The sequence below is a fragment of the Streptomyces sp. NPDC013317 genome (assembly GCF_055563155.1).
Genome location: NZ_JBVHDX010000019.1, coordinates 59644 through 82339, shown reverse-complemented (window position 1 = coordinate 82339; position 22696 = coordinate 59644). Strand labels below are relative to the sequence as shown.

General features: G+C 70.7%; 22 protein-coding genes. 9 read left to right on the top strand and 13 right to left on the bottom strand.

Annotation, left to right across the window (positions count from 1 at the left end; genetic code table 11):
- The 9 genes from ACZ3IJ_RS33325 to ACZ3IJ_RS33285 form a co-directional block, all read right to left on the bottom strand.
- Positions 1–246, bottom strand: coding sequence for a hypothetical protein (locus ACZ3IJ_RS33325; protein WP_467474487.1), 246 nt, complete (start codon positions 244–246; stop codon positions 1–3).
- The gene (locus tag ACZ3IJ_RS33320) at positions 243–848 is read right to left on the bottom strand and encodes a GNAT family N-acetyltransferase (RefSeq protein WP_467474485.1); all 606 of its coding nucleotides are present in this window, start codon (positions 846–848) and stop codon (positions 243–245) included. Before ACZ3IJ_RS33320 ends, ACZ3IJ_RS33325 begins: the two co-directional genes overlap by 4 nt.
- A gap of 5 nt (positions 849–853) precedes the next feature.
- Positions 854–2488 (bottom strand): YfjI family protein, encoded by a 1635-nt coding sequence (locus ACZ3IJ_RS33315; protein ID WP_467474482.1) that lies wholly within the window; start codon positions 2486–2488, stop codon positions 854–856.
- The gene (locus ACZ3IJ_RS33310; protein ID WP_467474480.1) at positions 2485–3345 is read right to left on the bottom strand and encodes a toprim domain-containing protein; all 861 of its coding nucleotides are present in this window, start codon (positions 3343–3345) and stop codon (positions 2485–2487) included. The genes ACZ3IJ_RS33315 and ACZ3IJ_RS33310 overlap by 4 nt, the downstream gene beginning before the upstream one ends.
- Before the next feature lie 78 nt (positions 3346–3423).
- Positions 3424–3672 (bottom strand): hypothetical protein, encoded by a 249-nt coding sequence (locus ACZ3IJ_RS33305; RefSeq protein ID WP_467474478.1) that lies wholly within the window; start codon positions 3670–3672, stop codon positions 3424–3426.
- Positions 3669–3992 (bottom strand): hypothetical protein, encoded by a 324-nt coding sequence (locus ACZ3IJ_RS33300; RefSeq protein WP_467474476.1) that lies wholly within the window; start codon positions 3990–3992, stop codon positions 3669–3671. Before ACZ3IJ_RS33300 ends, ACZ3IJ_RS33305 begins: the two co-directional genes overlap by 4 nt.
- Positions 3989–4168, bottom strand: a complete 180-nt coding sequence (locus tag ACZ3IJ_RS33295) for a hypothetical protein (RefSeq protein WP_467474474.1) — start codon at positions 4166–4168, stop codon at positions 3989–3991. The genes ACZ3IJ_RS33300 and ACZ3IJ_RS33295 overlap by 4 nt, the downstream gene beginning before the upstream one ends.
- Positions 4168–4542 carry a hypothetical protein gene (locus tag ACZ3IJ_RS33290; protein ID WP_467474472.1) on the bottom strand — a complete coding sequence of 125 codons (375 nt, stop codon included), beginning with the start codon at positions 4540–4542 and terminating at the stop codon, positions 4168–4170. Before ACZ3IJ_RS33290 ends, ACZ3IJ_RS33295 begins: the two co-directional genes overlap by 1 nt.
- Positions 4543–4562: 20 nt before the next feature.
- A complete protein-coding gene (locus ACZ3IJ_RS33285) occupies positions 4563–4865 on the bottom strand; it encodes a helix-turn-helix domain-containing protein (RefSeq protein WP_467474470.1) in 303 nt (100 codons plus the stop codon).
- Between the two features lie 146 nt (positions 4866–5011).
- Between ACZ3IJ_RS33285 and ACZ3IJ_RS33280 the strand changes: the two genes are divergently transcribed.
- Positions 5012–5728 (top strand): helix-turn-helix domain-containing protein, encoded by a 717-nt coding sequence (locus ACZ3IJ_RS33280; RefSeq protein ID WP_467474468.1) that lies wholly within the window; start codon positions 5012–5014, stop codon positions 5726–5728.
- A 38-nt stretch (positions 5729–5766) separates the two neighbouring features.
- Here the strand turns inward: ACZ3IJ_RS33280 and ACZ3IJ_RS33275 are convergent, their stop codons facing one another.
- The gene (locus ACZ3IJ_RS33275; protein ID WP_467474466.1) at positions 5767–7296 is read right to left on the bottom strand and encodes a recombinase family protein; all 1530 of its coding nucleotides are present in this window, start codon (positions 7294–7296) and stop codon (positions 5767–5769) included.
- A gap of 104 nt (positions 7297–7400) precedes the next feature.
- Here ACZ3IJ_RS33275 and ACZ3IJ_RS33270 point away from each other — a divergent pair, with 104 nt between their 5' ends.
- The 4 genes from ACZ3IJ_RS33270 to ACZ3IJ_RS33255 all read left to right on the top strand — a co-directional run bounded on the left by ACZ3IJ_RS33270 (position 7401) and on the right by ACZ3IJ_RS33255 (position 14136).
- Positions 7401–9992: a polynucleotide kinase-phosphatase gene (locus ACZ3IJ_RS33270; RefSeq protein ID WP_467474464.1), complete on the top strand. Its 2592-nt coding sequence runs from the start codon at positions 7401–7403 to the stop codon at positions 9990–9992.
- A 171-nt stretch (positions 9993–10163) separates the two neighbouring features.
- Entirely contained in the window at positions 10164–11396 is a 1233-nt protein-coding gene (locus ACZ3IJ_RS33265; RefSeq protein ID WP_391801679.1) for an arginine deiminase, read from the top strand.
- A gap of 136 nt (positions 11397–11532) precedes the next feature.
- A complete protein-coding gene (gene argF, locus ACZ3IJ_RS33260) occupies positions 11533–12540 on the top strand; it encodes an ornithine carbamoyltransferase (protein ID WP_467474462.1) in 1008 nt (335 codons plus the stop codon).
- A gap of 138 nt (positions 12541–12678) precedes the next feature.
- The gene (locus ACZ3IJ_RS33255) at positions 12679–14136 is read left to right on the top strand and encodes an amino acid permease (protein WP_467474459.1); all 1458 of its coding nucleotides are present in this window, start codon (positions 12679–12681) and stop codon (positions 14134–14136) included.
- 283 nt (positions 14137–14419) lie between these two features.
- Here the strand turns inward: ACZ3IJ_RS33255 and ACZ3IJ_RS33250 are convergent, their stop codons facing one another.
- Positions 14420–14860, bottom strand: a complete 441-nt coding sequence (locus ACZ3IJ_RS33250) for an ATP-binding protein (protein WP_467474457.1) — start codon at positions 14858–14860, stop codon at positions 14420–14422.
- Positions 14861–15115: 255 nt separating this feature from the next.
- Here ACZ3IJ_RS33250 and ACZ3IJ_RS33245 point away from each other — a divergent pair, with 255 nt between their 5' ends.
- On the top strand, positions 15116–15943 hold the full coding sequence (locus ACZ3IJ_RS33245; protein WP_391801683.1) for an enoyl-CoA hydratase family protein: 828 nt from the start codon (positions 15116–15118) through the stop codon (positions 15941–15943).
- A 2-nt stretch (positions 15944–15945) separates the two neighbouring features.
- Positions 15946–18351 carry a bifunctional salicylyl-CoA 5-hydroxylase/oxidoreductase gene (locus ACZ3IJ_RS33240; RefSeq protein ID WP_467474454.1) on the top strand — a complete coding sequence of 802 codons (2406 nt, stop codon included), beginning with the start codon at positions 15946–15948 and terminating at the stop codon, positions 18349–18351.
- Positions 18352–18372: 21 nt separating this feature from the next.
- Here ACZ3IJ_RS33240 and ACZ3IJ_RS33235 read toward each other — a convergent pair whose 3' ends face one another.
- Together ACZ3IJ_RS33235 and ACZ3IJ_RS33230 are read right to left on the bottom strand one after the other, a co-directional pair.
- Positions 18373–19203, bottom strand: coding sequence for a PaaX family transcriptional regulator (locus ACZ3IJ_RS33235; protein WP_467474452.1), 831 nt, complete (start codon positions 19201–19203; stop codon positions 18373–18375).
- Positions 19204–19227: 24 nt separating this feature from the next.
- Complete coding sequence (locus tag ACZ3IJ_RS33230; RefSeq protein WP_467474450.1) at positions 19228–20877, bottom strand: AMP-binding protein; 1650 nt, start codon at positions 20875–20877, stop codon at positions 19228–19230.
- A gap of 109 nt (positions 20878–20986) precedes the next feature.
- On the opposite strand from ACZ3IJ_RS33230, the gene ACZ3IJ_RS33225 reads away from it, so the two are divergent.
- The gene (locus ACZ3IJ_RS33225; RefSeq protein ID WP_467474448.1) at positions 20987–22228 is read left to right on the top strand and encodes an acyl-CoA dehydrogenase family protein; all 1242 of its coding nucleotides are present in this window, start codon (positions 20987–20989) and stop codon (positions 22226–22228) included.
- Positions 22225–22623, top strand: coding sequence for a RidA family protein (locus tag ACZ3IJ_RS33220; protein ID WP_467474446.1), 399 nt, complete (start codon positions 22225–22227; stop codon positions 22621–22623). Before ACZ3IJ_RS33225 ends, ACZ3IJ_RS33220 begins: the two co-directional genes overlap by 4 nt.
- Positions 22624–22696: the final 73 nt, after the last annotated feature.

Here is a 22696-nt window from a genome sequence, read left to right as displayed (position 1 = left end):
TCAGCTCTCCTTGGTGAGGTTCTCCTGGGATTCCAGGAGGTGGGGGTCGAGGGTTCCGCCGATGGCGGTCCACAGGCTGTGGGCCTGCGGGGTGGTGAAGTCTCGGCGGCGGGCTTGGTCGCGAAGTTCGGCGTAGGTGATGCCGAGGTGGGCAAGCCGCGTAGCGGCCGCTTGGTGGATCTCGTCTTCGGTCATCTCGATGACGGTGTCGTCGACCTGCTGGTGGGCGGGGTCATCGACGTTCATGCTGCTGTGCTGCTTCCTGCTGGGAACGCTCGCCGTGCCTGCATGCAGGGGGCGACGATCGCGGCGACAGCTGTTCGCTTCAGGGCCGTTCGGTAGCAGCGGCGACAGGTGCGTCGTGGGTCGCCAGTGCGCTTGTGGCTGCAGTGGCTACGGATGGCGTCGTCCAGCTCTTTGATCGCTTGCTGGCCTACCGCCAGCTCACCCGGGGTGGGGGTGGAGACCGGGATGCCGAGCTTGTGAGCCAGCGCGGTGCCGCCGGGACTTAGCGGCGCCTTGATGCGCATCTCTCGGGGGCAGGAGTCGCGCAAGTCGAGGAGCAGCTGACGGGCGACACCGTGGCCGCGGTGAGAGGGCCTGACGTACACGAGCTCGATCGCGTAGCGGGTGAGGTCTGCTGAGCAGAACCCGACGGGCGTGTGTCCGGCGTAGACGATGAACGTCTTGAGCCAGTTGGCGAGCGGGATGCCGGGGGCGAAGTGGCCCAGGCGGTCCAGCTCTTCGAGGAGGTAGTGGGTGAACATGCCGGCGAGAGCGCCGACGTGCTCGTCGGAGTAGAGGTCGAAGGGGACGGCGTACACGGGAGGGGCCTGGGTTTCTGTCATTTCTGTCAGGCACTCCTTAGGTGTGTATTAGAGACTTCTTCTTCTTCTTTTCGCCATGACTTGTCCCAAATGAGCGGGTGTGGGTAGTACTTGGGAGACGGCTGCCGCCCCCTCCTGCCCTCTGCGCGGGGCTCCTCGGGAACCGGTGCGGCCCATCCCCGGTCGACCAGGACCCTGATCGCGTCATGCACTGTCTCGGAGGTCACCCCGTCCGGTCCCCAGGCGTTCCCGTCTACGCCGCGCTGAGCGTCGCGAACGCTGAAGGGGAGTTGGATCTGATCGGGCTTTCGGCGGCGCAGCCAGTCCAGGACGTCGCGGGCCGGCGTGAGGTGTGCCTCGCGGTTCGCGCCCATCAGGTCAAGGCAGAGCCGGGCGTGCTGCACGAAGTAAGGGGCGAGGGCAACGGCCGAACGGAACTGCTCGGCCGTGATCTCCTTTGCCCCGCTGTCCGCGTACAGGGAGAGCAGGCCTGCGATGCGGGCGATCTTCCCGGGGAGCTTGCTGGCCCAAGAGGCCATCTGGTGCAGGTCTCCGCCGCGACGCAGTCGCTCCTGCAGGCTCTCCTGGAACACGTACATCTCTTCGCTGGCCTGCTCGGTGAACGTCACCGCGCGGACCATGGGATTCTTCCAGAGGCTGTCGACGAGGGCCTGGAGACGACGCTCGAGGTCTTCGAGCAGGCCGTCCGGGATGGCGATGGATCCGCGCGGGTCCTGGTAGCCGAGCCGCGAGGGCGGGAAGCTGTAGAGGAAGCGCTGGACGAATCCGTTGTGCAGCATCTCGTCGTCCTTCTTGCGCCCGAGCTGTTCGAGGATGACCGGCTGGATGAGCAGTCCGACTGCCAGGTGGGCGCTCTCCATCTCGATCGAGTCCCGGCCGATGCGGTCGACCGGCATGGCTTTGCCGTCGTAGGCGTCGAGCGCGAAACCGGTGTCGGACGCTCCGCTGTTGTAGAGCCCTCCCATCTGCTTGAGGAGCGTGCCTTCCGAGTGGATGACTGCCATTCGGCCGCCTTGCTGGGACGCCTTCTGCGGCATGGCAGCCGGGGTGATGTCTCCGAACAGCAGCCGCGGTGGCGCGGGCACCGGGCCGATGGCGGCAAGGTCCCGTTTCGCGAGCTTGGCCTCGTCCATCCGCAACTTGAACATCTCCGGCTTGGCCTTTACGGCTGCCTTCTCCGCCTCATCGAGGCGAGCTTGCGCCACCTTGAGGGCTTGCTCGGTTTCCTCGATCTCCGGAAGGGCGTCGTCGCGGAGCTTTCGTTCGATGCGGCGTAGCGCGTCACTGAAAGGTCCTTCGGCAGCGCTCTTCCTCTCGCCGGCCCCTGCGACCGTGGCGGTCCACACAGAGGATGCTTCGGACCAGCCGGCCCGGATGCGGATCTTGGCTCTGCCGCCCACCGCGGTGGAAATCGCGGCAAGCGAGATCATGGCGGGGATGTCGGGGGCGACCTGCACCTGCTCGGTGACGGCGTTGACAACGGCTGCGAGTTCGGCACCGAGCAGGTGGACGGGGAAGGGGGTGAGCTTGGGACGATCGATGGAGATGGGTTCTTCCCATCCCCCCTGCAGGTGCCTGACAGAAATGACAGAAGTCGGGTCCTGGTCGACGTTGGGGGCCCACTGGGGTCCGATTGTCATCCCGCTACCGCCTTGTCGCTCGGATGCGGGATGGGTGCCCAGACCTGCAGGAACTCGGCGTCCCGATGGCCGGCGTCGAAGTGATCGGCCGCGTCCTTGCCCGTGCGGGCCTGCACTACGTAAAGGGAGCGGGCGATGCCGCGCAGGGAGTCGACGACCTGGACCGCGTGCTTCTGCCCGGGCTCGTCGCGGTCGGCGACGACGGTCACGTCGGCGCCTTCGAGGAATTGAGCGTGCTCTTCGGTCCAGCGGCCTGCTCCTGCCGCGTTGCAGGTGGCGGCAAGGCCGTGGTCGACGAGCGCTTGCACGTCCTTTTCTCCCTCGGCAATCCAGATGACCCTGTCGGCGATCTTCGCGGCGAGGAGTTCCGGTAGTCGGTACGGGACGGTTCGGACGAGTCGGTTCCCCTGCTTGTCGTTGAGGGACCAGCGGCGACCGGACTTGGCGTCGCTGTCAGGCCGCCACTGAGCGAAGCACTTGTGGTCGCACCGGGTCACTCCGTGGACGGTGAGACGGTTCTCGTCCCGGTAGAGGTACTGGGCCACGCGTCTGTGGCCGCGGTCCTGGCAGGGAATCCAGGTGTCGTTCTCGGGGCGGTCGCGGGGCCGCTCGGGGAGCGGCTCGTCGAACAGGTCCGCTGCGGTCCAGCCGATGGCGGCGAGGAAGTCGGCGTTGCCCTGGCACTTGTGGCAGTACACGCCGACGCCGTTGTTGATGCGCTTGATAGCGACAGTGTCAGGCGAGTCGCCTCCGTGGCACAGGCCGCGGGTGCGGAGTACGCCGCCGGTGTAACGGGTGCGCTCGCCCATGCTGCCGAGGAGGTCGGCAAGCCGGTTGAAGGCGATGGTGTCGTTCACGAACGGGGCTCTCTTCTTCGAGCAGGTACTGGTGTCCGTGTCGGGCGGGCGCCGCCTGGTGCGGCGCCCGCCGTGCGACTAGCCGGCCTTCTTCAGGGTCGAGGCGACCTCGTCGGCCATGGCGGTGATGGTGTAGTTCCAGTGCCGGGCCGCGTTGAGGACGGCCGTCGGGGACGGTTGTTCCTCGAGGTCGGCGCGGATCGCACCGAGGGTCACGTTGAAGCGGGCCTGGGCGGCGACGAGCGCGAGGTGCGCGGCGCCCTGCTCGTCGGCCTGGTCGAGGTCGGCCGGTTCGGGGATGGGCCACTGGCCCGGGGTGCGGCTCACGCTGCACCGCCGAGGTCGGTCTCGATCCAGGCGGCGACCTCGTCGAACGAGGTCGCGAGAACGCCCGTGGCGAGGGCGTACAGCGCACGCATGCTGAGCTCGAAGGCGGGTGCCCTCTCGGAAGCGACCACGGGGGCGGCGCCGCGCATCACGAGGTACCGCTCCGCCGCGAAGGGATCATCCGTGGCCCACGGGGAGGGTTCCTGGGCCATCACCTCGACGAGGAGCATGAACGCCTGGTGCTGAATCGCCTCACCCCCGCCGAGGCGGTGGGCGGCGGCGTAGAACTGAGCGTGTTCGGTGTACGTCAGGGGGGTCACGCCGCCTCCTTGGTGACGTTGGACTCGTGGAAGATCGTGCGGATCTCGGCGCGCTGGGCTGCCGTGAGTGGCGGGGCCTCGGAGACGAGCCGGTCGACGCGTTCCCAGTACCCGGCCGGCCGTGCCGGGCGGCCGGGAGTGTCCCCGGCCGCCGCGGCGCGAGCTTGGGCGTGCATCACAGGGCGCCCTCCACGTGCTTGGTGACATCGGTGGTGGCGATGGGCCCGGGGAAGGCGTCCTCGGACAGGTGGTGGACGGCAGCGATGAGCTTGCGCACCGCTTCGTCCCGCTCTCCGGGGTCGCGCCCGACGGGCAGGTGCAGGACGAGTGCTCCGTCACGGTCGAGGAGGGCCGCCCCGCAGAAGTACTCCTCGGTGATCGAGGAGTCGATCACCTGGGAGACGCGCTGCTCACGGAGCAGCTGGTCAAGCGGGGCGTGCAGCAGGTGATCTGCGGTTGGCGTGGGCCGGACAGTGGCCGGAATGGCGTGACCCGTCTGGCCGAGGCTCTGCTTGGTCTGCGCGGCGGGGTCTGCGATAGTGGGTGCCACGATCGTTTCCTCTCGTCTCTTCACGGGGTCTGGGTGGGTCGGTCGCTCGAAGCCGCTGCGGTTGCACCCGCTGCGGCTTCGCTGTTTTCGGCCGTCGTGGTGATCAGTGCCTGATGCGCTGAGTTGCGGGACGTGCCAGCCATGCAGGCCTCGACGTCAGACCACCGTGCGCGGAGGTGACGTCCCACTCGGAAGAGCGGGAATGGGCCGCCCCGCGAGGACCACTGGTAGATGGTCGCCTTCGAAACCTGCAGGTAGGTGGCCAGTTCGTCTGGGGTGGCGAGCGGTCGGCGCTGCTCCTTGTGCTGCTCAACAGCTGTCACGCTGTTTCCCTTCTGGAAACGAACCAGTGGAAGTTGGGAACAGACTGCGGCAAGTATGGCGTGTTCGTCAAGTGGCAACGCGTGTTCGTGTTTTGGGAACGCGCAGGCGCTTGGCAGGCGTCGATACGGCACCTAGTGTTCGTGTCATGGAAACAGCGACAAAGCTCGGCAGCGTGGGTCAGCGGGTGGCGAAGGAGGTGGCGCGGCTCCGCGGGAGAACGCCCGTTCGCGAGCTGTCGGCGCGGCTCGCCAAAATCGGCCGGCCGATCCTGCCGTCAGGCATCACCAAGATCGAGCAGGGTGCACGTCGTGTGGACGTCGACGACCTTGTTGCTCTGGCGGTGGCGCTGAAGGTGACTCCCATCCGTCTGCTTCTCGGGGCACCTCCTGTAGAGGAGGGTGAGCCGGTTCGAAACGAGGCTTGGGAATGGAATCCCTGGAAGGACGCCGAGGGGAATGAGCGTTCCCCGATCCCGGTCCTACGCCTTGCTCCCGAGTTGGCCTTGGAGCCCTACGACGTCTGGACTTGGGCAATGGGTGAGATGCCGCTCGGTGAGATCTGGCGACTCGTCGACGAGGGCGAGGTCAATTTCACAGAGGGCGAGGAAGAAGAGTTCCGATCACAGAATCAACTGCCCGTTCCGCGCCCCTTTCTGGGGTTGGAGAGCGATCTCCAGCAGACCGTTGCCCGCGTTGGCGCTGCTGTGATGGATGCTCTCGATGTTGGGCTCACCGAGGATCAGGTCTCCCAACTGGTGAAGCAGTCATTCGCCGCCTGGCGCAAGGAGATGGGCGTGCGCAAAGAGGCGGGGCGTAGCCAAGCGGGCCAGGGAGACGTCGAAGAAAATTCTCAGCCCGGCTAGCTAAGTGTCATCCGGTTGCTATGTCAGTAGGTACCGCCTCAACGCGCATTCGTGTTCGCCCGCTTCCACCTCGTTTCGATCGCGTCGTAGTCGAAGTACTCTCCGTCGGGCCGCCGGCCGCGCCCGACCGGCAGGATCGTGACGTCCATGAGAGACCGCAGCACCGCGCGCTGCCGGTCCAGACCAAGGTCCAGCCATGCCTTGCGCACGTCCGGGGCACCCACCAGGCCTACCAGAGGGTCTGTTCGTCCGGCACGCGCCAGTTGCCGGGTGACACCCTCCAGCTGCTTGCGCGCGACGTCTGATGCCTCGATGAACTGAGGCATGTCCATCTGGCCGGCGCCCAGCATGGCCGCCATGTCCGTGATCCGGCGGCGAATCTGCTCGCTTGCCACCTGCAGCCCGCTCACGTCGGTGTCATCAGGGCCGGGCAGCAAGAGGTCAACCGCGTCGGGCAAGGACAGCCGTTCCACGATCAGGTCGCCAACATGCTCATCAACTTTGTGCGCTTGGCGACTGCCCCCGTGGCCGGTGACGCAGCGATAGCTCGGCTTGGAGCTGTTGCCCGCCCGGCCGCACTTCATCTTGCTCTCACACCCGGGCACGCCGCAGTTGTAGATCAGGGAGCCCAGCCACTTCGGCTTCGCGCCGCGGGCCGACTGCCGGTTCGGATCGCTCAGGATGGCGACGACACCACGGAACTCGGCCTCGGTGACAATGGCGTCCCATCCGCCGCGGCCGATCTCTTGCCCCTTGTACACGGCGATCCCGGCGTTCCTGGGGCGCATCAGAAGCAGCCGCGCATCGGTCGGCCGCATGACGTTCCCCAGCGTTGACCGAATCCCTTCGCTCTCCATCCAGCGGGTCCAGCTCAGGACGGAGCCGCCCTTGAGGATCAGCTCCGTGCCGTACTTCAGGGCCGCGGCTTCTTCGGGGACCGTCCTGTTCATGTCGAGGACTGGAACGGCGATCTCTTCGCCCGTCTCCTTCTCAACCTTCTTGCGAGTCTCGCCCGTGGGTGCGCCCCATCCGAACGGGCGAATCCCTCCGCCCCACTCGCCGGCCTTCGCCTTCTGCTGCCGCTTCCTGGAGATACGGACACCCTTGTGCTCGGACTCCTGGCGGGCGACAGCGCCGAGGATGCGCGCGGTCATCCTGCCTGACGGTGAGCTCAGGTCGATGAGCCCTGCCTGCACAGTGTGCGTCGCTACAGCCCGGCGCTCCGACAGTGCAATGTAGGCCTCCAACTCGGTGGGGGAGCGGTGCAGTCGGTCGGTGTGCCAGGCGAGAACCACGGTGGCGTCGCCGTCCTCGAGGCCGGCGAACATCTCGATGTAGTCCTTGCGTGGCTTCCCGGAGTACGCCGACATGTCGTTGTCCTCGAAGACGCGGACGACCTCGTAGACCACCGTCGGAGTGGACAGGCGCTTGGCTAGGGCGTGGCAGTCCTCGATCTGGCGCTGAGTGCCCAGGTGGGCGCCGGTCCTGTCCTGAGAGATGCGGGCATAGATGTAGCAGCGGATGACGCGCGGCGCGGCGTCGCCCGCGGCCTGCAGGTGTGTTGCCATGGCTCAAGTGTGCCTGAACAGGTATGTCTTTGGTCATAGTTCGGGCCGCCCACGCAGATGGCCGTCTTCACCCAGCAGACCGCGACCCCGAAGGAGGAGCAGGCATGACCATCGAGACCACCGCCACCGGGACCGCCACGGCCCGCGGCCGCCGACTGCCCGTCACCGACCTCTCCCTCGTGGTCCTGATCGGTGCGAGCGGCTCCGGCAAGTCCACCTTCGCGCGCCGCCACTTCAAGCCCACCGAGGTCATCTCCTCCGACTTCTGCCGTGGTCTGGTCGCCGACGACGAGAACGACCAGAGCGCCAGCAGGGACGCCTTCGACGTCCTGCACTACATCGCGGGCAAGCGTCTGGAGGCGGGCCGGCTGACCGTCGTCGACGCCACCAACGTGCAGCAGGAGGCACGGCGCCAGCTGGTGCAGCTGGCCCGGCAGTACGACGTCCTGCCGATCGCGATCGTCCTCGACCTCCCCGAGGAGGTCTGCCAGGCACGGAACGCGGCGCGTCCCGACCGTTCGGACATGCCGCGCCACGTCGTCCAGCGCCACCGCCGTGAGCTGCGCCGCTCGCTGCGCGGACTGGAGCGCGAGGGCTTCCGCAAGGTGCACGTCCTGCGCAGCGTCGAGGAGGTGGAGGCGGCCGAGGTCGTTCTGGAGAAGCGGTTCAACGATCTGCGTCACCTCACCGGCCCCTTCGACATCATCGGTGACATCCACGGCTGCCGCTCCGAGCTGGAGACCCTGCTCGGCAGACTCGGCTACGTCGACGGGCGTCACCCCGAGGGACGCACGGCCGTCTTCGTCGGCGACCTCGTCGACCGCGGTCCCGACAGCCCCGGCGTCCTGCGCCGCGTGATGGGGATGGTCGCGGCCGGCGACGCGCTCTGCGTGCCCGGAAACCACGAGAACAAGCTCGGCCGCTGGCTCAAGGGCCGCAAGGTCCAGGAGACCCACGGGCTCGCCGAGACCATCGAGCAGCTGGGTCGGGAGAGCGAGGAGTTCCGGGCCGAGGTCGGCGCGTTCATCGACGGGCTCGTCAGCCACTACGTCCTCGACGAGGGCAGGCTCGTCGTGTGTCACGCCGGTCTGCCGGAGAAGTACCACGGCCGGACCTCCGGCCGGGTGCGCTCGCACGCCCTGTACGGGGACACGACCGGGGAGACCGACGAGTTCGGCCTCCCGGTGCGCTACCCGTGGGCGGAGGAGTACCGCGGCCGGGCGACCGTCGTCTACGGTCACACGCCCGTCCCGAACACCTCGTGGGTCAACAACACGATCTGCCTGGACACCGGTGCCGTCTTCGGCGGGAAGATGACCGCGCTGCGCTGGCCGGAGCGCGAACTCGTCGACGTACCGGCGGAGAAGGTCTGGTACGAGCCGGCCCGGCCGCTCGTCACCGAGGCCCCCGGCGGTCACGAGGGGCGCCCGCTCGACCTCGCCGACGTGCACGGCCGCCGGATCGTGGAGACCCGGCAGATGGGCAACGTCTCCGTGCGTGAGGAGAACGCGGCGGCGGCCCTGGAGGTCATGAGCCGTTTCGCGGTCGACCCGCGACTGCTCGCCTACCTGCCGCCGACCATGGCGCCGACCGCGACCTCGAAGGAGGACGGCTACCTGGAGCACCCGGCGGAGGCCTTCGCCCAGTACCGGGCGGACGGTGTCGAGCGGGTCGTGTGCGAGGAGAAGCACATGGGCTCGCGGGCCGTCGCCCTGGTCTGCCGGGACGAGGAGGCGGCGCGCGAGCGGTTCGGGGTCACGGGAGTGACCGGCGCCCTGCACACCCGCACGGGACGGCCCTTCTTCGACGACCCCGAGGTCACCGAGCAGGTCCTGGAGCGGCTCCGTACGGCGATCACCGCCGCCGGGCTCTGGGACGAACTCGCCGCCGCGAACGGTGCCTCCGCCGCGGGGGACTGGCTGCTGCTCGACGGCGAACTGATGCCGTGGTCGCTGAAGTCGGCCGGACTGCTGCGCTCGCAGTACGCGGCGGTCGGCGCGGCCTCCCGCGCCGTCTTCCCCGGCGCGCTCGGCGCACTGGAGCAGGCGGCCGCGCGGGGTGTGAGCGGGGTGGACACGCTCCTCGCCGAGCAGCGCGAACGGGCCGCCGACGCCGAGGCGTTCACCGAGGCGTACCGCCGCTACTGCTGGCCGACGCAGGGTCTCGAGGGCGTGCGCTTCGCACCGTTCCAGATCCTCGCCGCGCGGGGGCGTTCGCTCGCGGCCGTGCCGCACGACGAGCAGCTCGGGTGGCTCGACCGGATGACCGACGCCGACCCGACCGGTCTGCTGCAGCGCACGCGACGGCTCGTGGTGGACACGGGCGACGAGGCGTCGGTGCGGGCCGGTGTCGACTGGTGGCTGGAGATGACGGAGGCGGGCGGCGAGGGCATGGTCGTCAAGCCGCTCTCCGCGCTCGTACGCGGTGCGGCCGGCCGGCTCGTCCAGCCGGGCGTGAAGGTCCGTGGCCGTGAGTACCTGCGGATCATCTACGGCCCCGAGTACACCCGTCCGGAGAACCTGGAGCGCCTGCGGAACCGCTTCCTCGGGCACAAGCGGTCGCTCGCTCTCCGTGAGTACGCGCTCGGCCTGGAAGCGCTGGACCGACTGGCCGAGGGCGAGCCGCTCTGGCGGGTGCACGAAGCCGTGTTCGCCGTGCTCGCACTGGAGTCCGAGCCGGTGGACCCGCGCCTCTGACCGTGGCGCCACGGGGGCGCGGGGGGCTGGGTTGCTGTGTACGTCGCCCTGACCCCGGTCGCCGTGATCGTCACCCTCCTCGCCGCCACCGTCGCGTACTCCGTGACGTGACCTGACGTGACGTGAGGGGAGAACCACGCGCGAGCCGCCCGGCTCCGTCAGGATGGGCGCATGGGATTCCATGTCGATTCCGAGACCGGGCGGCTCCGCCGCGTCATACTGCACCGGCCCGATCTGGAGCTGAAGCGGCTGACACCCTCCAACAAGGACGCTCTGCTCTTCGACGACGTCCTCTGGGTGCGCCGCGCACGCCAGGAGCACGACGGGTTCGCCGACGTGCTGCGCGACCGGGACGTCGAGGTCCATCTCTTCGGGGACCTGCTCGCCGAGTCCCTCGAACTGCCCGCCGCCCGCAAGCTCGTCCTCGACCGGGTCTTCGACGAGAAGGAGTACGGTCCCCTCGCCGCCGACCACCTCCGCGCCGCCTTCGACTCCCTGGACGCCACCGCGCTTGCCGAGGCACTGGTCGGCGGCATGACGAAGCGTGAGTTCCTGGCGGCCCACCGCGAGCCCACCTCGGTCCGGTTCCACGTCATGGACCTGGACGACTTCGTGCTCAGGCCGCTGCCGAACCACATCTTCACCCGGGACACCTCGGCCTGGATCTACGACGGCGTCTCCATCAACGCGATGCGCTGGCCCGCCCGGCAGCGCGAGACGGTCCACTTCGAGGCGATCTACAAGCACCATCCGCTCTTCACCGGCTCCGAAGCGGGCGACTTCCACCTCTGGTCCGAGGGCCAGGCCGACTACCCGTCCACCATCGAGGGCGGGGACGTCCTGGTCATCGGCAACGGGGCCGTCCTGATCGGGATGAGCGAGCGGACCACCCCGCAGGCGGTCGAGATGCTGGCCCGGGGGATGTTCGCGGCCGGCTCGGCCCGGACGATCATCGCCCTCGACATGCCGAAGCGGCGTGCGTTCATGCACCTCGACACGGTGATGACGATGGTCGACCACGACACCTTCACCCAGTACGCGGGGCTCGGCATGCTCCGCTCGTACACGATCGAACCGGGCGACGAGGGCCAGTCGCTGCGGGTCACCGACCATCCGCCCGAGCACATGCACAGCGCGATCGCCGCCGCGCTCGGCCTCCAGGACATCCGCGTCCTCACCGCCACGCAGGACGTCCACGCGGCGGAGCGGGAGCAGTGGGACGACGGCTGCAACGTCCTCGCCGTCGAGCCGGGGGTGGTCGTGGCGTACGAGCGGAACGCGACCACCAACACCCATCTGCGCAAGCAGGGCATCGAGGTGATCGAGATCCCGGGCAGCGAGCTGGGGCGGGGGAGGGGCGGCCCGCGCTGCATGAGCTGCCCGGTGGAACGCGACGCCGTCTGAGGGAGGAGAAGGGGAGCGGGCAGGGGCCGGGGCGGGGCGACGAGTGTGCGGCGTCACTGTATAGCCATACTGATATACGTATAGACTTCCAGTCGCTGACATGTTCGCCGTCCCCGACCGTATCCAGGAGCGCCCCATGGCCACCGATCTCATCGGCCGCCACTTCCTCAAGGAGCTGGACTTCACCGCCGACGAGTTCCGCGGTCTGATCGACCTGGCCGCCGAACTGAAGGCGGCCAAGAAGGCGGGCGCCGAGGTCCAGCGGCTCCGGGGCAGGAACATCGCCCTGATCTTCGAGAAGACGTCGACCCGGACGCGCTGCGCCTTCGAGGTCGCCGCGGCCGACCAGGGCGCCTCCACCACCTACCTCGACCCCGCCGGCTCGCAGATCGGCCACAAGGAGTCGGTCAAGGACACGGCCCGCGTCCTCGGCCGGATGTTCGACGCCATCGAGTACCGCGGCGACAGCCACTCGAAGGTCGAGGACTTCGCGACCCACGCGGGCGTGCCCGTGTTCAACGGTCTGACGGACGACTGGCACCCCACCCAGATGCTCGCCGACGTCCTCACCATGACCGAGCACACGGACAAGCCCCTCGACGCGGTCACCTTCGCCTACCTCGGCGACGCCCGCTTCAACATGGGCAACTCCTACCTGGTCACCGGCGCCCTCCTCGGCATGGACGTGCGGATCGTGGCACCCGAGGCGTACTGGCCGGGCGCGGGGGTCGTCGCCGCGGCCCGCGAGCTCGCGGAGAAGAGCGGAGCGACGATCACCCTCACCGAGGACGTCGCCGGAGGCGTCCGGGGCGCGGACTTCGTCGCCACCGACGTCTGGGTCTCCATGGGTGAGCCCAAGGAGGTCTGGGACGAGCGGATCGCCGACCTCGCGCCGTACTCCGTGACCATGGACGTCCTGCGCGCGACGGGTATCGCGAATGTGAAGTTCCTGCACTGCCTGCCGGCCTTCCACGACCTCGGCACGGCCGTGGGCCGGGACATCCACGCCCGGCACGGTCTGACCGAGCTGGAGGTCTCCGACGAGGTCTTCGAGTCCGAGCACTCCGTCGTCTTCGACGAGGCCGAGAACCGCATGCACACCATCAAGGCGGTCCTCGTCGCCACCATGGCCGGCGTCGAATAGCGATACGCCCGATTGGGGGTATATGCGCTCCCGTGGTTACCATCGGATCGAATGGTGGGGTTCGAGCTCGCACGCTCGGGCCCCACTCGCACGTCCGCGCCCGGTGCGCCCTGCTCGACCAGAGATGAGAACCCCCGCATGTCCCCGTCCGCGCCGCGGATCAAATCCCCCCAGCAGCTCATCGCCGAATCCGGCGCGGACCTCGAAGGCCACGGCCTCAAGCGCACCATGGGCCTCTTCCAGCTCGTGTGTTTCGGCATCGGCGCCATCGTCGGCACCGGCATCTTCGTCGGCCTCTCCGACAGCGTCGCGGAGGCGGGTCCGGCCGTCGTCGTCTCCTTCGTCCTTGCCGCGATCACCTGTGTGTTCACCGCCTTCTCCTTCGCCGAGCTGGGCGGCGCGATACCGGTCTCCGGCTCCTCCTACTCCTTCGCGTACGCGAGCCTCGGCGAGCGAGTGGCCTTCCTCGTCGGCTGGTGCCTGCTCCTGGAGTACGGCGTGTCGGTCTCCGCGGTCGCGGTCGGCTGGAGCCAGTACCTGAACGAGCTGCTCGACAGCCTCGTCGGCCTGCGGCTGCCGGACGTGGTCTCCGCCGGCCCCGGCGACGGCGGCGTGATCAACCTGCCCGCGGTGATCGTCATCGCGCTGGCCGCCGTCCTGCTCGTGCGCGGCGTCCGGGAGAGCGCCCGGGCGACTGCCGCCATGGCCGTCCTCAAGATCGGGATCCTGATCGTCTTCCTCGCGGTCGGCTTCACCGCCTTCAAGGACGGCAACCTCGCGCCGTTCGCGGCGCACGGCGCCGCCGGGATCACCGCGGGGGCGTCGCTGGCGTTCTTCTCGTACATCGGCTTCGACGCGATCACCACCGCCGGCGAGGAGGTCAAGAACCCCCGTCGCAACATCCCGATCGCGATCCTCGTCTGCCTCGGCGTCGTCACGGTGCTCTACGGTGCGGTGGCGCTCTCGGCGATCGGTGCGCTGGGCGCCGACGACGTCGCCGGCCGGCCTGCCGCGCTCTCGCTCGTCGTCGACCAGGTCACCGGCTCGGCGGTCGGCGGCGGGATCATCGCCTTCGGCGCGGTCGTCGCGATCGCGTCCGTCGTGCTCGCGGTGATGTACGGCCAGACCCGCGTCCTGATGTCCATGTCCCGTGACGGGCTCGTCCCCCGGGTCTTCGAGCGGGTCTCCCCGAAGAGCGCGACCCCCGTCGCCAACACCTGGATCGTGGCCGCCGTCTTCGCGGTCCCGGCCGCGTTCTCCTCGCTCGACGTGGTCGTCGGTCTGACGACCATCGGCACGCTCGCCGTCATGGCCGTGGTCAACATCGCGGTGATCGCGCTGCGGCGCCGGAACCCGGAGCTGTCCCGCTCCTTCCGGGTGCCGCTCTACCCCGTGAGCCCGGTACTCGGCGTCGGCTTCTGCCTGTACCTGATCTGGGGCACGGGCTGGCAGACGTGGGTGCAGTTCGCGGTCTTCCTGGCCGTCGGCGCGCTGGTCTACACGCTCTACGGCCGCCGCAACTCCCGCCTCGCCCCGGCCCCCGCAGCCGGTACGCCGGCAACGGACGACGCCCCGGCCGACAGGGTCCCGGCCTAGGGCGTGTTGCGAAAGTCCCGCCTGCCCCGCGACGCCTGGCACGCACGCTCGCTGCGTTGTCGGGATCGTCCGAGTACACCCGGTACGAGGACGACCCTCCGCCTTGCGATCGCACGCACCAGACGCCGCGGGGCCCGCCCTTCGGGCGGACGGCGCTAATTTCGCAACACGCCCTAGGGGGCCGGGGTCGCGCCGCCCGGCTGGGGCACGGCGGCGCCGCCCCGCCCCAGCACGTCCCGCTGGCCCCGACCCGGCCCGCCCCGGCCCGACCCGACCCGGCCTGCTACGGCCTCGGTCGGCGCTGCGCCGGGAGGGCCGGGAGGGTGAACCAGACCGCCTTGCCCTGCGCGGTGGGGCGGTGGCCGCAGTCGCTGCTGAGCGCGCGGATGAGGAACAGGCCGCGGCCGTGCTCCTGCCAGGGGTCCGGCGCCTCACCTCGCTCCGGGCCCATCAGCTCCCCGGGGCCCGCGGGCCGCCCGTCGTGCACCTCGACCTGGCAGCCGCCCGGCAGCACCTCGACGACCAGAGCGATGGGGCCCTCGCCCGCCGTGTGCTCCACCGCGTTGGCGACGAGCTCGGCCGTCAGCAGTTCGGCGGTGTCGCCGTCGGCCGGCGCGTCGACGTCCGTGAGCGCCGTACGGACCAGCGCACGGGCCATCGGCACGGCGGCCGTGCTGTGGGGAAGCTCGATGCGCCACGAGGTGGAGGCGGTGGCTTCGAGCATGGCGGAGGTCCGTTCGCGGAGGGCTGGGGGAGGGGCACGGGGAGTGCGTGTCCCGAGGCGTCCTGCTCTCCACCCTACGAAGCCCCCGCGCGAACTCCATGGGCACCCCCTCCCTCATCGACGGGGCCAGGGTCACCAGCCCGCCGGGACCTTCGGCGGCGGAAGGAACGGGCCCCCGTCGTCCTATCGCGTACTCGTGACGACAGTCACAACACGGTGATACGCTCCAGGGAGGAGGAAGGGAGGGCGTCCCGTATGAGCCCCTTTACCGGCTCCGCACCCCGTACCGAGCGCTGGCGGCATCTGCGACTGACCGTCGACGACGGCGTCGCCACCGTCACCCTCGACCGACCCGAGAAACTCAACGCGCTCACGTTCGGCGCCTACGCCGACCTGCGCGACCTGCTCGCCGAGCTCTCCCGCGAGCGTGCCGTCCGCGCCCTCGTCCTCGGGGGCGAGGGGCGCGGCTTCTGCTCCGGTGGCGACGTCGACGAGATCATCGGCGCGACCCTCGCCATGGACACCGCCCAGCTGCTCGACTTCAACCGGATGACCGGACAGGTGGTCCGGGCGATCCGCGAGTGCCCCTTCCCCGTGATCGCCGCCGTCCACGGCGTCGCGGCCGGCGCGGGCGCGGTCCTGGCCCTCGCCGCCGACTTCCGGATCGCCGACCCCAGCGCCCGGTTCGCCTTCCTTTTCACCCGCGTCGGGCTCTCCGGCGGCGACATGGGCGCGGCCTATCTGCTGCCCCGGGTCGTCGGCCTCGGCCACGCGACCCGGCTCCTCATGCTCGGCGAACCCGTACGCGCCACGGAGGCCGAACGCATCGGCCTGCTCAGCGAACTCACCGACGAGGGCGGCGCCCCCGCCCGTGCCGCCGAGCTCGCCCGCCGCCTCGCCGACGGACCGGCCCTCGCCCACGCCCAGACCAAGGCTCTGCTCACCGCCGAGCTCGACATGCCGCTCGCGGCCTCCGTCGAGCTGGACGCCGCCACCCAGGCGCTGCTCATGAACGGCGAGGACTACGCGGAGTTCCACGCCGCGTTCACCGAGAAGCGCCCTCCGAAGTGGACGGGGCACTGACCATGCCCGACCAGAGGCCGGCCCCGCCGGCGTCCGAGGGGTCCGAGGCGCCCCAGGGGTCCGAGCCGTCGGAGCGGTCGGGGGCGTCCCGGGCGCCGGGCCCGGTCCCTCCGGGGCGGAGCTCCGCTCCGGCGGAAAGCCTCCGTGTCGCCGTCGTCGGCGGCGGGCCCGGCGGGCTCTACGCCGCCGCTTTGCTCAAGCGGCTCGATCCCTTGCGCGAGGTCACCGTCTGGGAGCGCAACGCCCCCGACGACACCTTCGGCTTCGGCGTCGTCCTCTCCGACGAGACCCTCGGCGGCATCGAGCACGCCGACCCCGCCGTGTACCGGGCCCTCCAGGACGAGTTCGTCCGGTGGGACGACATCCACATCGGCCACCGGGGCCGGCTCCTCACCTCCTCCGGCCACGGGTTCGCCGCGCTCGGCCGCCGCCGGCTCCTGGAGATCCTGCACGCGCGATGCGCGGAACTCGGCGTACGGCTCCGCTTCCGTACCGAGGCACCGCCCGCCGCCGAGCTGGCCGCCACCCACGACCTCGTCATCGCCGCCGACGGCGTCCACAGCGCCACCCGGGAGGCGCACGCCGACGTCTTCCGCCCCCGCGTCACCACCCACCGCTGCCGCTACATCTGGCTCGCCGCCGACTTCGCCCTCGACGCCTTCCGCTTCGAGATCGCCGAGACCGAGCACGGCGTGATGCAGCTCCACGGCTACCCCTTCTCCGCCGACGCCTCCACCGTCATCGTCGAGATGCGCGAAGAGGTCTGGCGGGCCGCCGGATTCGACGAGATGGACGAGGACGAGTCCACCGCCCGCTGCGCCAAGATCTTCGCCGAGGTGCTCGGCGGACGCACCCTGCGCTCCAACCGCTCCACCTGGACCGCCTTCCGTACGGTGGTCAATGAGCGCTGGTCGCACGGCGCCACCGTCCTCCTCGGCGACGCCGCCCACACCGCGCACTTCTCCATCGGCTCCGGCACCAAGCTCGCCGTCGAGGACGCCCTCGCGCTCGCCGCCTGCGTCGAGGAGCAGCCCACACTGGCGGAGGCGCTGGCCGCGTACGAGACCGAGCGCAGGCCCGTCGTCGAGTCCACCCAGCGCGCGGCGGCGGCCAGCCTGCGCTGGTTCGAGGAGCTGGGCGGCTATCTGCACCAGCCGCCACGGCAGTTCGCGTTCAATCTCCTCACCCGTAGCCGCCGCGTCACCCACGACAACCTCCGGCTGCGCGATCCGCGGTTCACCGACGCCGTGGAACGGGACTTCGGCTGCCCGCCCGAGACCCCGCCGATGTTCACGCCCTTCCGGCTGCGCGGACTCACCCTGCGCAACCGGGTCGTGGTCTCGCCGATGGACCTGTACGTCGCCGAGGACGGCCTCCCCGGCGACCTCCACCTCGTCCACCTCGGCGCGCGGGCGCTCGGCGGCGCCGGCCTCGTCATGACCGAGATGGTCTGCGTCAGCCCCGAGGGCCGGATCACCCCCGGCTGCACCGGCCTCTGGACGGACGAGCAGGCCGAGGCCTGGAGCCGGATCACCTCCTTCACGCACGCCCAGGCGTCCGGCACGGCCATCGGCGTCCAGCTCGGCCACTCCGGCCGCAAGGGCTCCACCCGCCGTATGTGGGAAGGCATCGACCAGCCGCTCCCCGACGGCAACTGGCCGCTGACTGCCGCCTCACCGCTGCCCTACCGGCCGGGCGTCAACCAGGTCCCGCGTGTCCTGGACCGGACGGGCATGACGGCCGTACGGGAGGAGTTCGCCGCCGCTGCCCGGCGCGCCGCCCGCTGCGCATTCGACCTCCTCGAACTGCACTGCGCCCACGGCTACCTGCTCTCGGGCTTCCTCTCCCCGCTGACCAACCACCGGGACGACGCCTACGGAGGCCCGCTGGAGAACCGGCTCCGCTTCCCGCTCGAAGTCTTCGACGCCGTACGGGAGGTGTGGCCCGACGACCGGCCGATGACCGTGCGGCTCTCGGCGACCGACTGGGTGGAGGGCGGGACCACGGTGGAGGACGCGATCGCGATCGCCCGCGCCTTCGTCGCCCACGGCGCGGACGCCCTCGACGTCTCGACCGGCCAGGTCGTCCCCGACGAACGCCCCGAGTACGGCCGCTCCTACCAGGTCCCGTACGCCGACCGGATCCGCAACGCCCTCGGCGTCCCCGTGATCGCGGTGGGCGCGATCTCCTCCTGGGACGACGTCAACTCCCTCCTCCTGGCGGGCCGAGCCGACCTCTGCGCGCTGGCCCGCCCCCACCTCTACGACCCGCACTGGACCCTGCACGCGGCGGCGGAGCAGGGCTACCGGGGGCCGGCGGCACCCTGGCCGGACCCGTACAAGGCGGGCAGCCGCACACCCCCCACGGGCCGCACGGACGCGCCCAGACCGCGCCTCACCCTGAACTGAGGCCGCAACCCCCGGGACGCGTCACGCCGGTTCGCCGGCCGGCGGGCGCGCGAATTGCGCGCCCCGGTCCCGCAGGCGTTCGTGGAGCTCCGCGAAGACCGCCGCCGAGCGGGCGCCCGGCCAGTCCTGCGGCAGCAGTTCGGCCGGCAGGACCGGGTCCTCGTAGGGGAGGCGGCGCCAGGAGTCCAGGGCGAACAGATAGTCGCGGTAGGCGTCCTCCGCCGAGCCGGGGGAGGCCCTCCAGGTCCGCAGGACCGGCTCGTGGGCGGCGAGGAACTCCTCGTGGAGCTTGGCGATCGACGGCAGGTCCCACCAACGGGCCACCGCCTCCGCCGTCGGCGCGTACCCCAGGTGCTCGCCGCGGAAGAGGTCCACGTACGCGGAGAGCTCCAGGCGCTCCAGGGTGTGGCGGGTCTCCTCGTACAGCCGCGCCGGGGCGATCCAGACGCCCGGGGACGCCGTGCCGAAGCCCAGCCGGGCGAGCCGCGAGCGCAGCAGGTGCCGCTTGTGGCGCTCGGCCTCGGGCACGGTGAAGACGGCGAGCACCCACCCGTCGGACAGCGCGGGACGGGTACGGGCGTAGATCCGCCGGTCGCCGTCCTCCAGGAGCTGGCGGGCGTCGTCCGACAGGGTGTACCCCGCCGCCCCGTCCGCCGTCCGGCGGGGCAGCAGCAGGCCCCGCCGCTTCAGCCGGGACACCGACGAGCGCACCGACGGCGCGTCCACGCCCAGCACCGCGAGGAGGCGGATGAGCTCGGCCACCGGCAACGGGTCCTCGCCCGGCGCGAGGCCGCGGCCGTACGCGCCGTACAGCGAGACGATCAGGGAACGGGGGGTGTGCTGCTCGACCACGTGATCACTCTAGCGAGCCACCCCCTAGGGGGCGGCCGTGCCGTCGGAGTCGGCGCGCAGCCGGAACCGCTGCAGCTTCCCGGTGGCCGTCCTGGGCAGCGCGTCCAGGAAGACGATCTTCCGGGGGCTCTTGTACGGCACCAGCCGGGCCCGTACGAACGCCCGCAGCGCCCCGGCCGTCTCCGCGTTCCGCGCCACTCCGTCCCGTACCACCGCGTACGCCACCACGATCTGGCCGCGCATCGCGTCCTCGTGCCCCACCACCGCGGCCTCCACCACGTCCGGGTGGGCGAGGAGCGCCTCCTCGACCTGGGGTCCGGCGATGTTGAAGCCCGCCGAGATGATCATGTCGTCGGCACGGGCGACATAGCGGAAGTAGCCGTCGGCCTCACGGACGTACGTATCGCCCGTGACGTTCCATCCCTGGTGGACGTACTCACGCTGGCGCGGATCGGCGAGATACCGGCAGCCCACCGGCCCGCGCACCGCGAGCAGCCCCTCCACACCGTCCGCCACCTCGGCTCCGGCCCGGTCCACCACCCGCGCCTGCCATCCGGGGACCGGCCGCCCGGTCGTGCCGGGGCGGATGTCGCCGTCCGCGGCCGAGATGAAGATGTGGAGCAGCTCCGTCGCGCCGATGCCGTTGATGAGCTTCAGGCCGGTGCGCTCGTACCAGGCGTTCCAGGTCGCGGCCGGCAGGTTCTCGCCCGCGGACACACACCGGCGCAGGGAGCGCAGCGCTTCCACGTCGGGGCCGTCGGGCCGGTCCAGCTCCTCCAGCATCACCCGGTACGCCGTCGGCGCGGTGAAGAGCACCGACACCCGGTGCTCCGGGATCGCCTCCAGAAGCTGCCGGGGGCCCGCCTGTTCGAGCAGCAGGGCACTGGCTCCGGTGCGCAGGGGGAAGAGGACGAGCCCGCCGAGCCCGAAGGTGAAGCCGAGCGGAGGGGAACCCGCGAAGACGTCGTCCGGTTCCGGCCGCAGGACGTGCTGCGAGAACGTGTCGGCGACGGCGAGCACGTCACGGTGGAAGTGCATGCACCCCTTGGGCCGCCCGGTGGTGCCCGAGGTGAAGGCGATCAGCGCCACGTCGTCGGCGGCGGTCGGCACGGCCTCGTACGTCTGCGGCCGGCCGGCGGCGAGGGTCAGCAGGTCGTCCGGAGCGTCTCCCCCGAAGGCCGTGATCCGCAGCCCGGGCACCTCGGCCTTCGCGAGGTCGTCGACCGTCCGGATGTCGCAGAGCGCGTGGGTGCAGCGGGCCATCTCGCACATGACCGCCAGTTCCTGGGCGCGCTGCTGGGCCAGAACGGTGACGGCGACGGCGCCCGCCTTCATCACCGCGAGCCAGCAGGCGGCCAGCCAGGGGGTCGTCGGGCCGCGCAGGAGCACCCGGTTGCCGGGCAGGACGCCGAGGTCGGAGGTGAGGACGTGGGCGATCCGGTTCACCCGTTCGCTCAGCTGTCCATATGTCCAGACATGACCGTCGCCGTCCAGGAACGCCGGGCGTTCCGTTCCGAACCGCTCCACCGTGCGGTCGATCAGCTCCGCACCGCAGTTCAGCCGCTCCGGGTAGTCGAGTCCCGGCAGATCGAAGAGGAGCAGCGGCCACTGGTCCGGCGGCGGCAGCTGTTCGCGCGCGAAGGTGTCGTGGTGGGCCGAGGGGGTCAGCTCCATGAGTTCGTCCCCTTGTCGTCGTGGGGTCGCCCATCGAGCGTATCGTGATGGTGACGACAGTCAACGGTGCGCGATAGAAGTGATGTCGGCGAACGGGACAGGGGTCCGAATGTCCGTATTCTCACTCGATCCACAGCAGACCGCCCGCTGCGCGGAGCTCCGCGCCCTCGCGGCCGACCGGCTGCGGCCACTCGCCGAGAAGGGGGAGCCGGGCCGCGTCAACCGCCCCCTGGTCGCCGCGCTCGGCGAGCTCGGCCTGCTGGCCGGGCTCTTCGACGCGGGCGCCCTCGACCTCTGCCTGCTCCGCGAGTCCCTCGCGCACGCCTGTACGGAGGCCGAGACGGCCCTCGCCCTCCAGGGCCTGGGCGGCCACCCCGTCGCCGCCTTCGGCACCCCAGGGCAGCGCGACCGCTGGCTCCCCGAGATCGTCGCGGGGCGGGCCGTGGCGGCCTTCGCGCTCAGCGAGCCGGACGCCGGCTCCGACGCCGCCGCGCTCGCCCTGGAAGCCCGCCCGGACGGCGCGGGCGGCTGGCGCCTGCACGGCGAGAAGCGCTGGATCTCCAACGCCCCCGAGGCCGACTTCGCCACCGTCTTCGCCCGTACGACCCCCGGCGCCGGGGCCCGCGGCGTCACGGCCTTCCTCGTCCCCGCCGACCGGCCGGGCCTGACCGGCAGCCCCCTCGACATGCTCGCCCCGCACGCCATCGGCACCCTCGTCTTCGACGGGGTCCCCGTCGGCCCCGCGGACGTCCTCGGCGAGCCCGACCGCGGCTTCCGGGTCGCCATGACCACCCTCAACCGCTTCCGTCCCAGCGTCGGCGCCTTCGCCGTCGGCATGGCCCAGGCCGCCCTCGACGCCACGCTCACGCACACCGCCGCCCGCCCGGCTTTCGGAGGCGTACTCGGCGACCTCCAGGCCGTCGCCCACCAGGTCGCCGAAATGGCCACCCGGACCGAGGCCGCGCGCCTCCTCGTCTACGCGGCGGCGGCCGCGTACGACGCGGGAGCGGAGGACGTGCCGCGCCGCGCGGCGATGGCGAAGCTGCTCGCCACCGAGACCGCGCAGTACGTCGTCGACGCCGCCGTCCAGCTCCACGGCGCCCGCGCGCTGCAGCGGGGACACCTCCTGGAGCACCTGTACCGGGAGGTGCGTGCCCCCCGCATCTACGAAGGCGCCACCGAGGTCCAGCGCACGATCATCGCGAAGGAGCTGTACAGGGCGGAGGCGCGACGGCACCCGGCTCAGACGTCGTCGTGGCCCCCGGACCGGCCTTCGGGGCAGCCGTCGCCCCTCCCGTACGAGAAGCTTGTCGAGACGCCTTCCGCGCCGTCACAGGAGGCCACGTCATGAGCCTGCACCGGCACAACCCCGCCGAACTCTCGCCGCCCACCGGCTTCTCCCACGCCGTGACCGCCACCGGCTCGCGACTCGTCCTCCTCGCCGGGCAGACCAGCCTCGACCGTGACGGCAAGGTGGTGGGGGAGTCGCTGCCCGAGCAGTTCGAGACCGCCCTCGCCAACCTCCTCACCGCCCTCCGGCACGCGGGCGGTTCCCCCGCCGACCTGGCGCGCGTCACCGTCTACGCCACCGACATCGCCGACTACCGCCACCACGCGCACGAACTGGGCCGCATCTGGCGGCGGTTGGCCGGGCGCGACTACCCGGCGATGGCCGTCATCGGAGTCGTACGGCTGTGGGACGAGCAGGCACGCGTCGAACTGGACGGACTCGCCGTCCTGGAGTGACGGGACCCGCTTGATCAACTGGAGAGTCGCCGAACCCGGGCTTAATGTCGAAAGGTGGACTGACCGGCCCACG

What these genes read in the sequence shown, in the direction of transcription:
- ACZ3IJ_RS33325 (WP_467474487.1), bottom strand. Translation starts at nt 246, where the DNA reads ATGAACGTCGATGACCCCGCCCACCAGCAGGTCGACGACACCGTCATC.
- ACZ3IJ_RS33320 (WP_467474485.1), bottom strand. Translation starts at nt 848, where the DNA reads ATGACAGAAACCCAGGCCCCTCCCGTGTACGCCGTCCCCTTCGACCTC.
- ACZ3IJ_RS33315 (WP_467474482.1), bottom strand. Translation starts at nt 2,488, where the DNA reads ATGACAATCGGACCCCAGTGGGCCCCCAACGTCGACCAGGACCCGACT.
- ACZ3IJ_RS33295 (WP_467474474.1), bottom strand. Translation starts at nt 4,168, where the DNA reads ATGCACGCCCAAGCTCGCGCCGCGGCGGCCGGGGACACTCCCGGCCGC.
- ACZ3IJ_RS33280 (WP_467474468.1), top strand. Translation starts at nt 5,012, where the DNA reads ATGGAAACAGCGACAAAGCTCGGCAGCGTGGGTCAGCGGGTGGCGAAG.
- ACZ3IJ_RS33275 (WP_467474466.1), bottom strand. Translation starts at nt 7,296, where the DNA reads ATGGCAACACACCTGCAGGCCGCGGGCGACGCCGCGCCGCGCGTCATC.
- ACZ3IJ_RS33270 (WP_467474464.1), top strand. Translation starts at nt 7,401, where the DNA reads ATGACCATCGAGACCACCGCCACCGGGACCGCCACGGCCCGCGGCCGC.
- ACZ3IJ_RS33265 (WP_391801679.1), top strand. Translation starts at nt 10,164, where the DNA reads ATGGGATTCCATGTCGATTCCGAGACCGGGCGGCTCCGCCGCGTCATA.
- argF (WP_467474462.1), top strand. Translation starts at nt 11,533, where the DNA reads ATGGCCACCGATCTCATCGGCCGCCACTTCCTCAAGGAGCTGGACTTC.
- ACZ3IJ_RS33255 (WP_467474459.1), top strand. Translation starts at nt 12,679, where the DNA reads ATGTCCCCGTCCGCGCCGCGGATCAAATCCCCCCAGCAGCTCATCGCC.
- ACZ3IJ_RS33250 (WP_467474457.1), bottom strand. Translation starts at nt 14,860, where the DNA reads ATGCTCGAAGCCACCGCCTCCACCTCGTGGCGCATCGAGCTTCCCCAC.
- ACZ3IJ_RS33245 (WP_391801683.1), top strand. Translation starts at nt 15,116, where the DNA reads ATGAGCCCCTTTACCGGCTCCGCACCCCGTACCGAGCGCTGGCGGCAT.
- ACZ3IJ_RS33240 (WP_467474454.1), top strand. Translation starts at nt 15,946, where the DNA reads ATGCCCGACCAGAGGCCGGCCCCGCCGGCGTCCGAGGGGTCCGAGGCG.
- ACZ3IJ_RS33230 (WP_467474450.1), bottom strand. Translation starts at nt 20,877, where the DNA reads ATGGAGCTGACCCCCTCGGCCCACCACGACACCTTCGCGCGCGAACAG.
- ACZ3IJ_RS33225 (WP_467474448.1), top strand. Translation starts at nt 20,987, where the DNA reads ATGTCCGTATTCTCACTCGATCCACAGCAGACCGCCCGCTGCGCGGAG.
- ACZ3IJ_RS33220 (WP_467474446.1), top strand. Translation starts at nt 22,225, where the DNA reads ATGAGCCTGCACCGGCACAACCCCGCCGAACTCTCGCCGCCCACCGGC.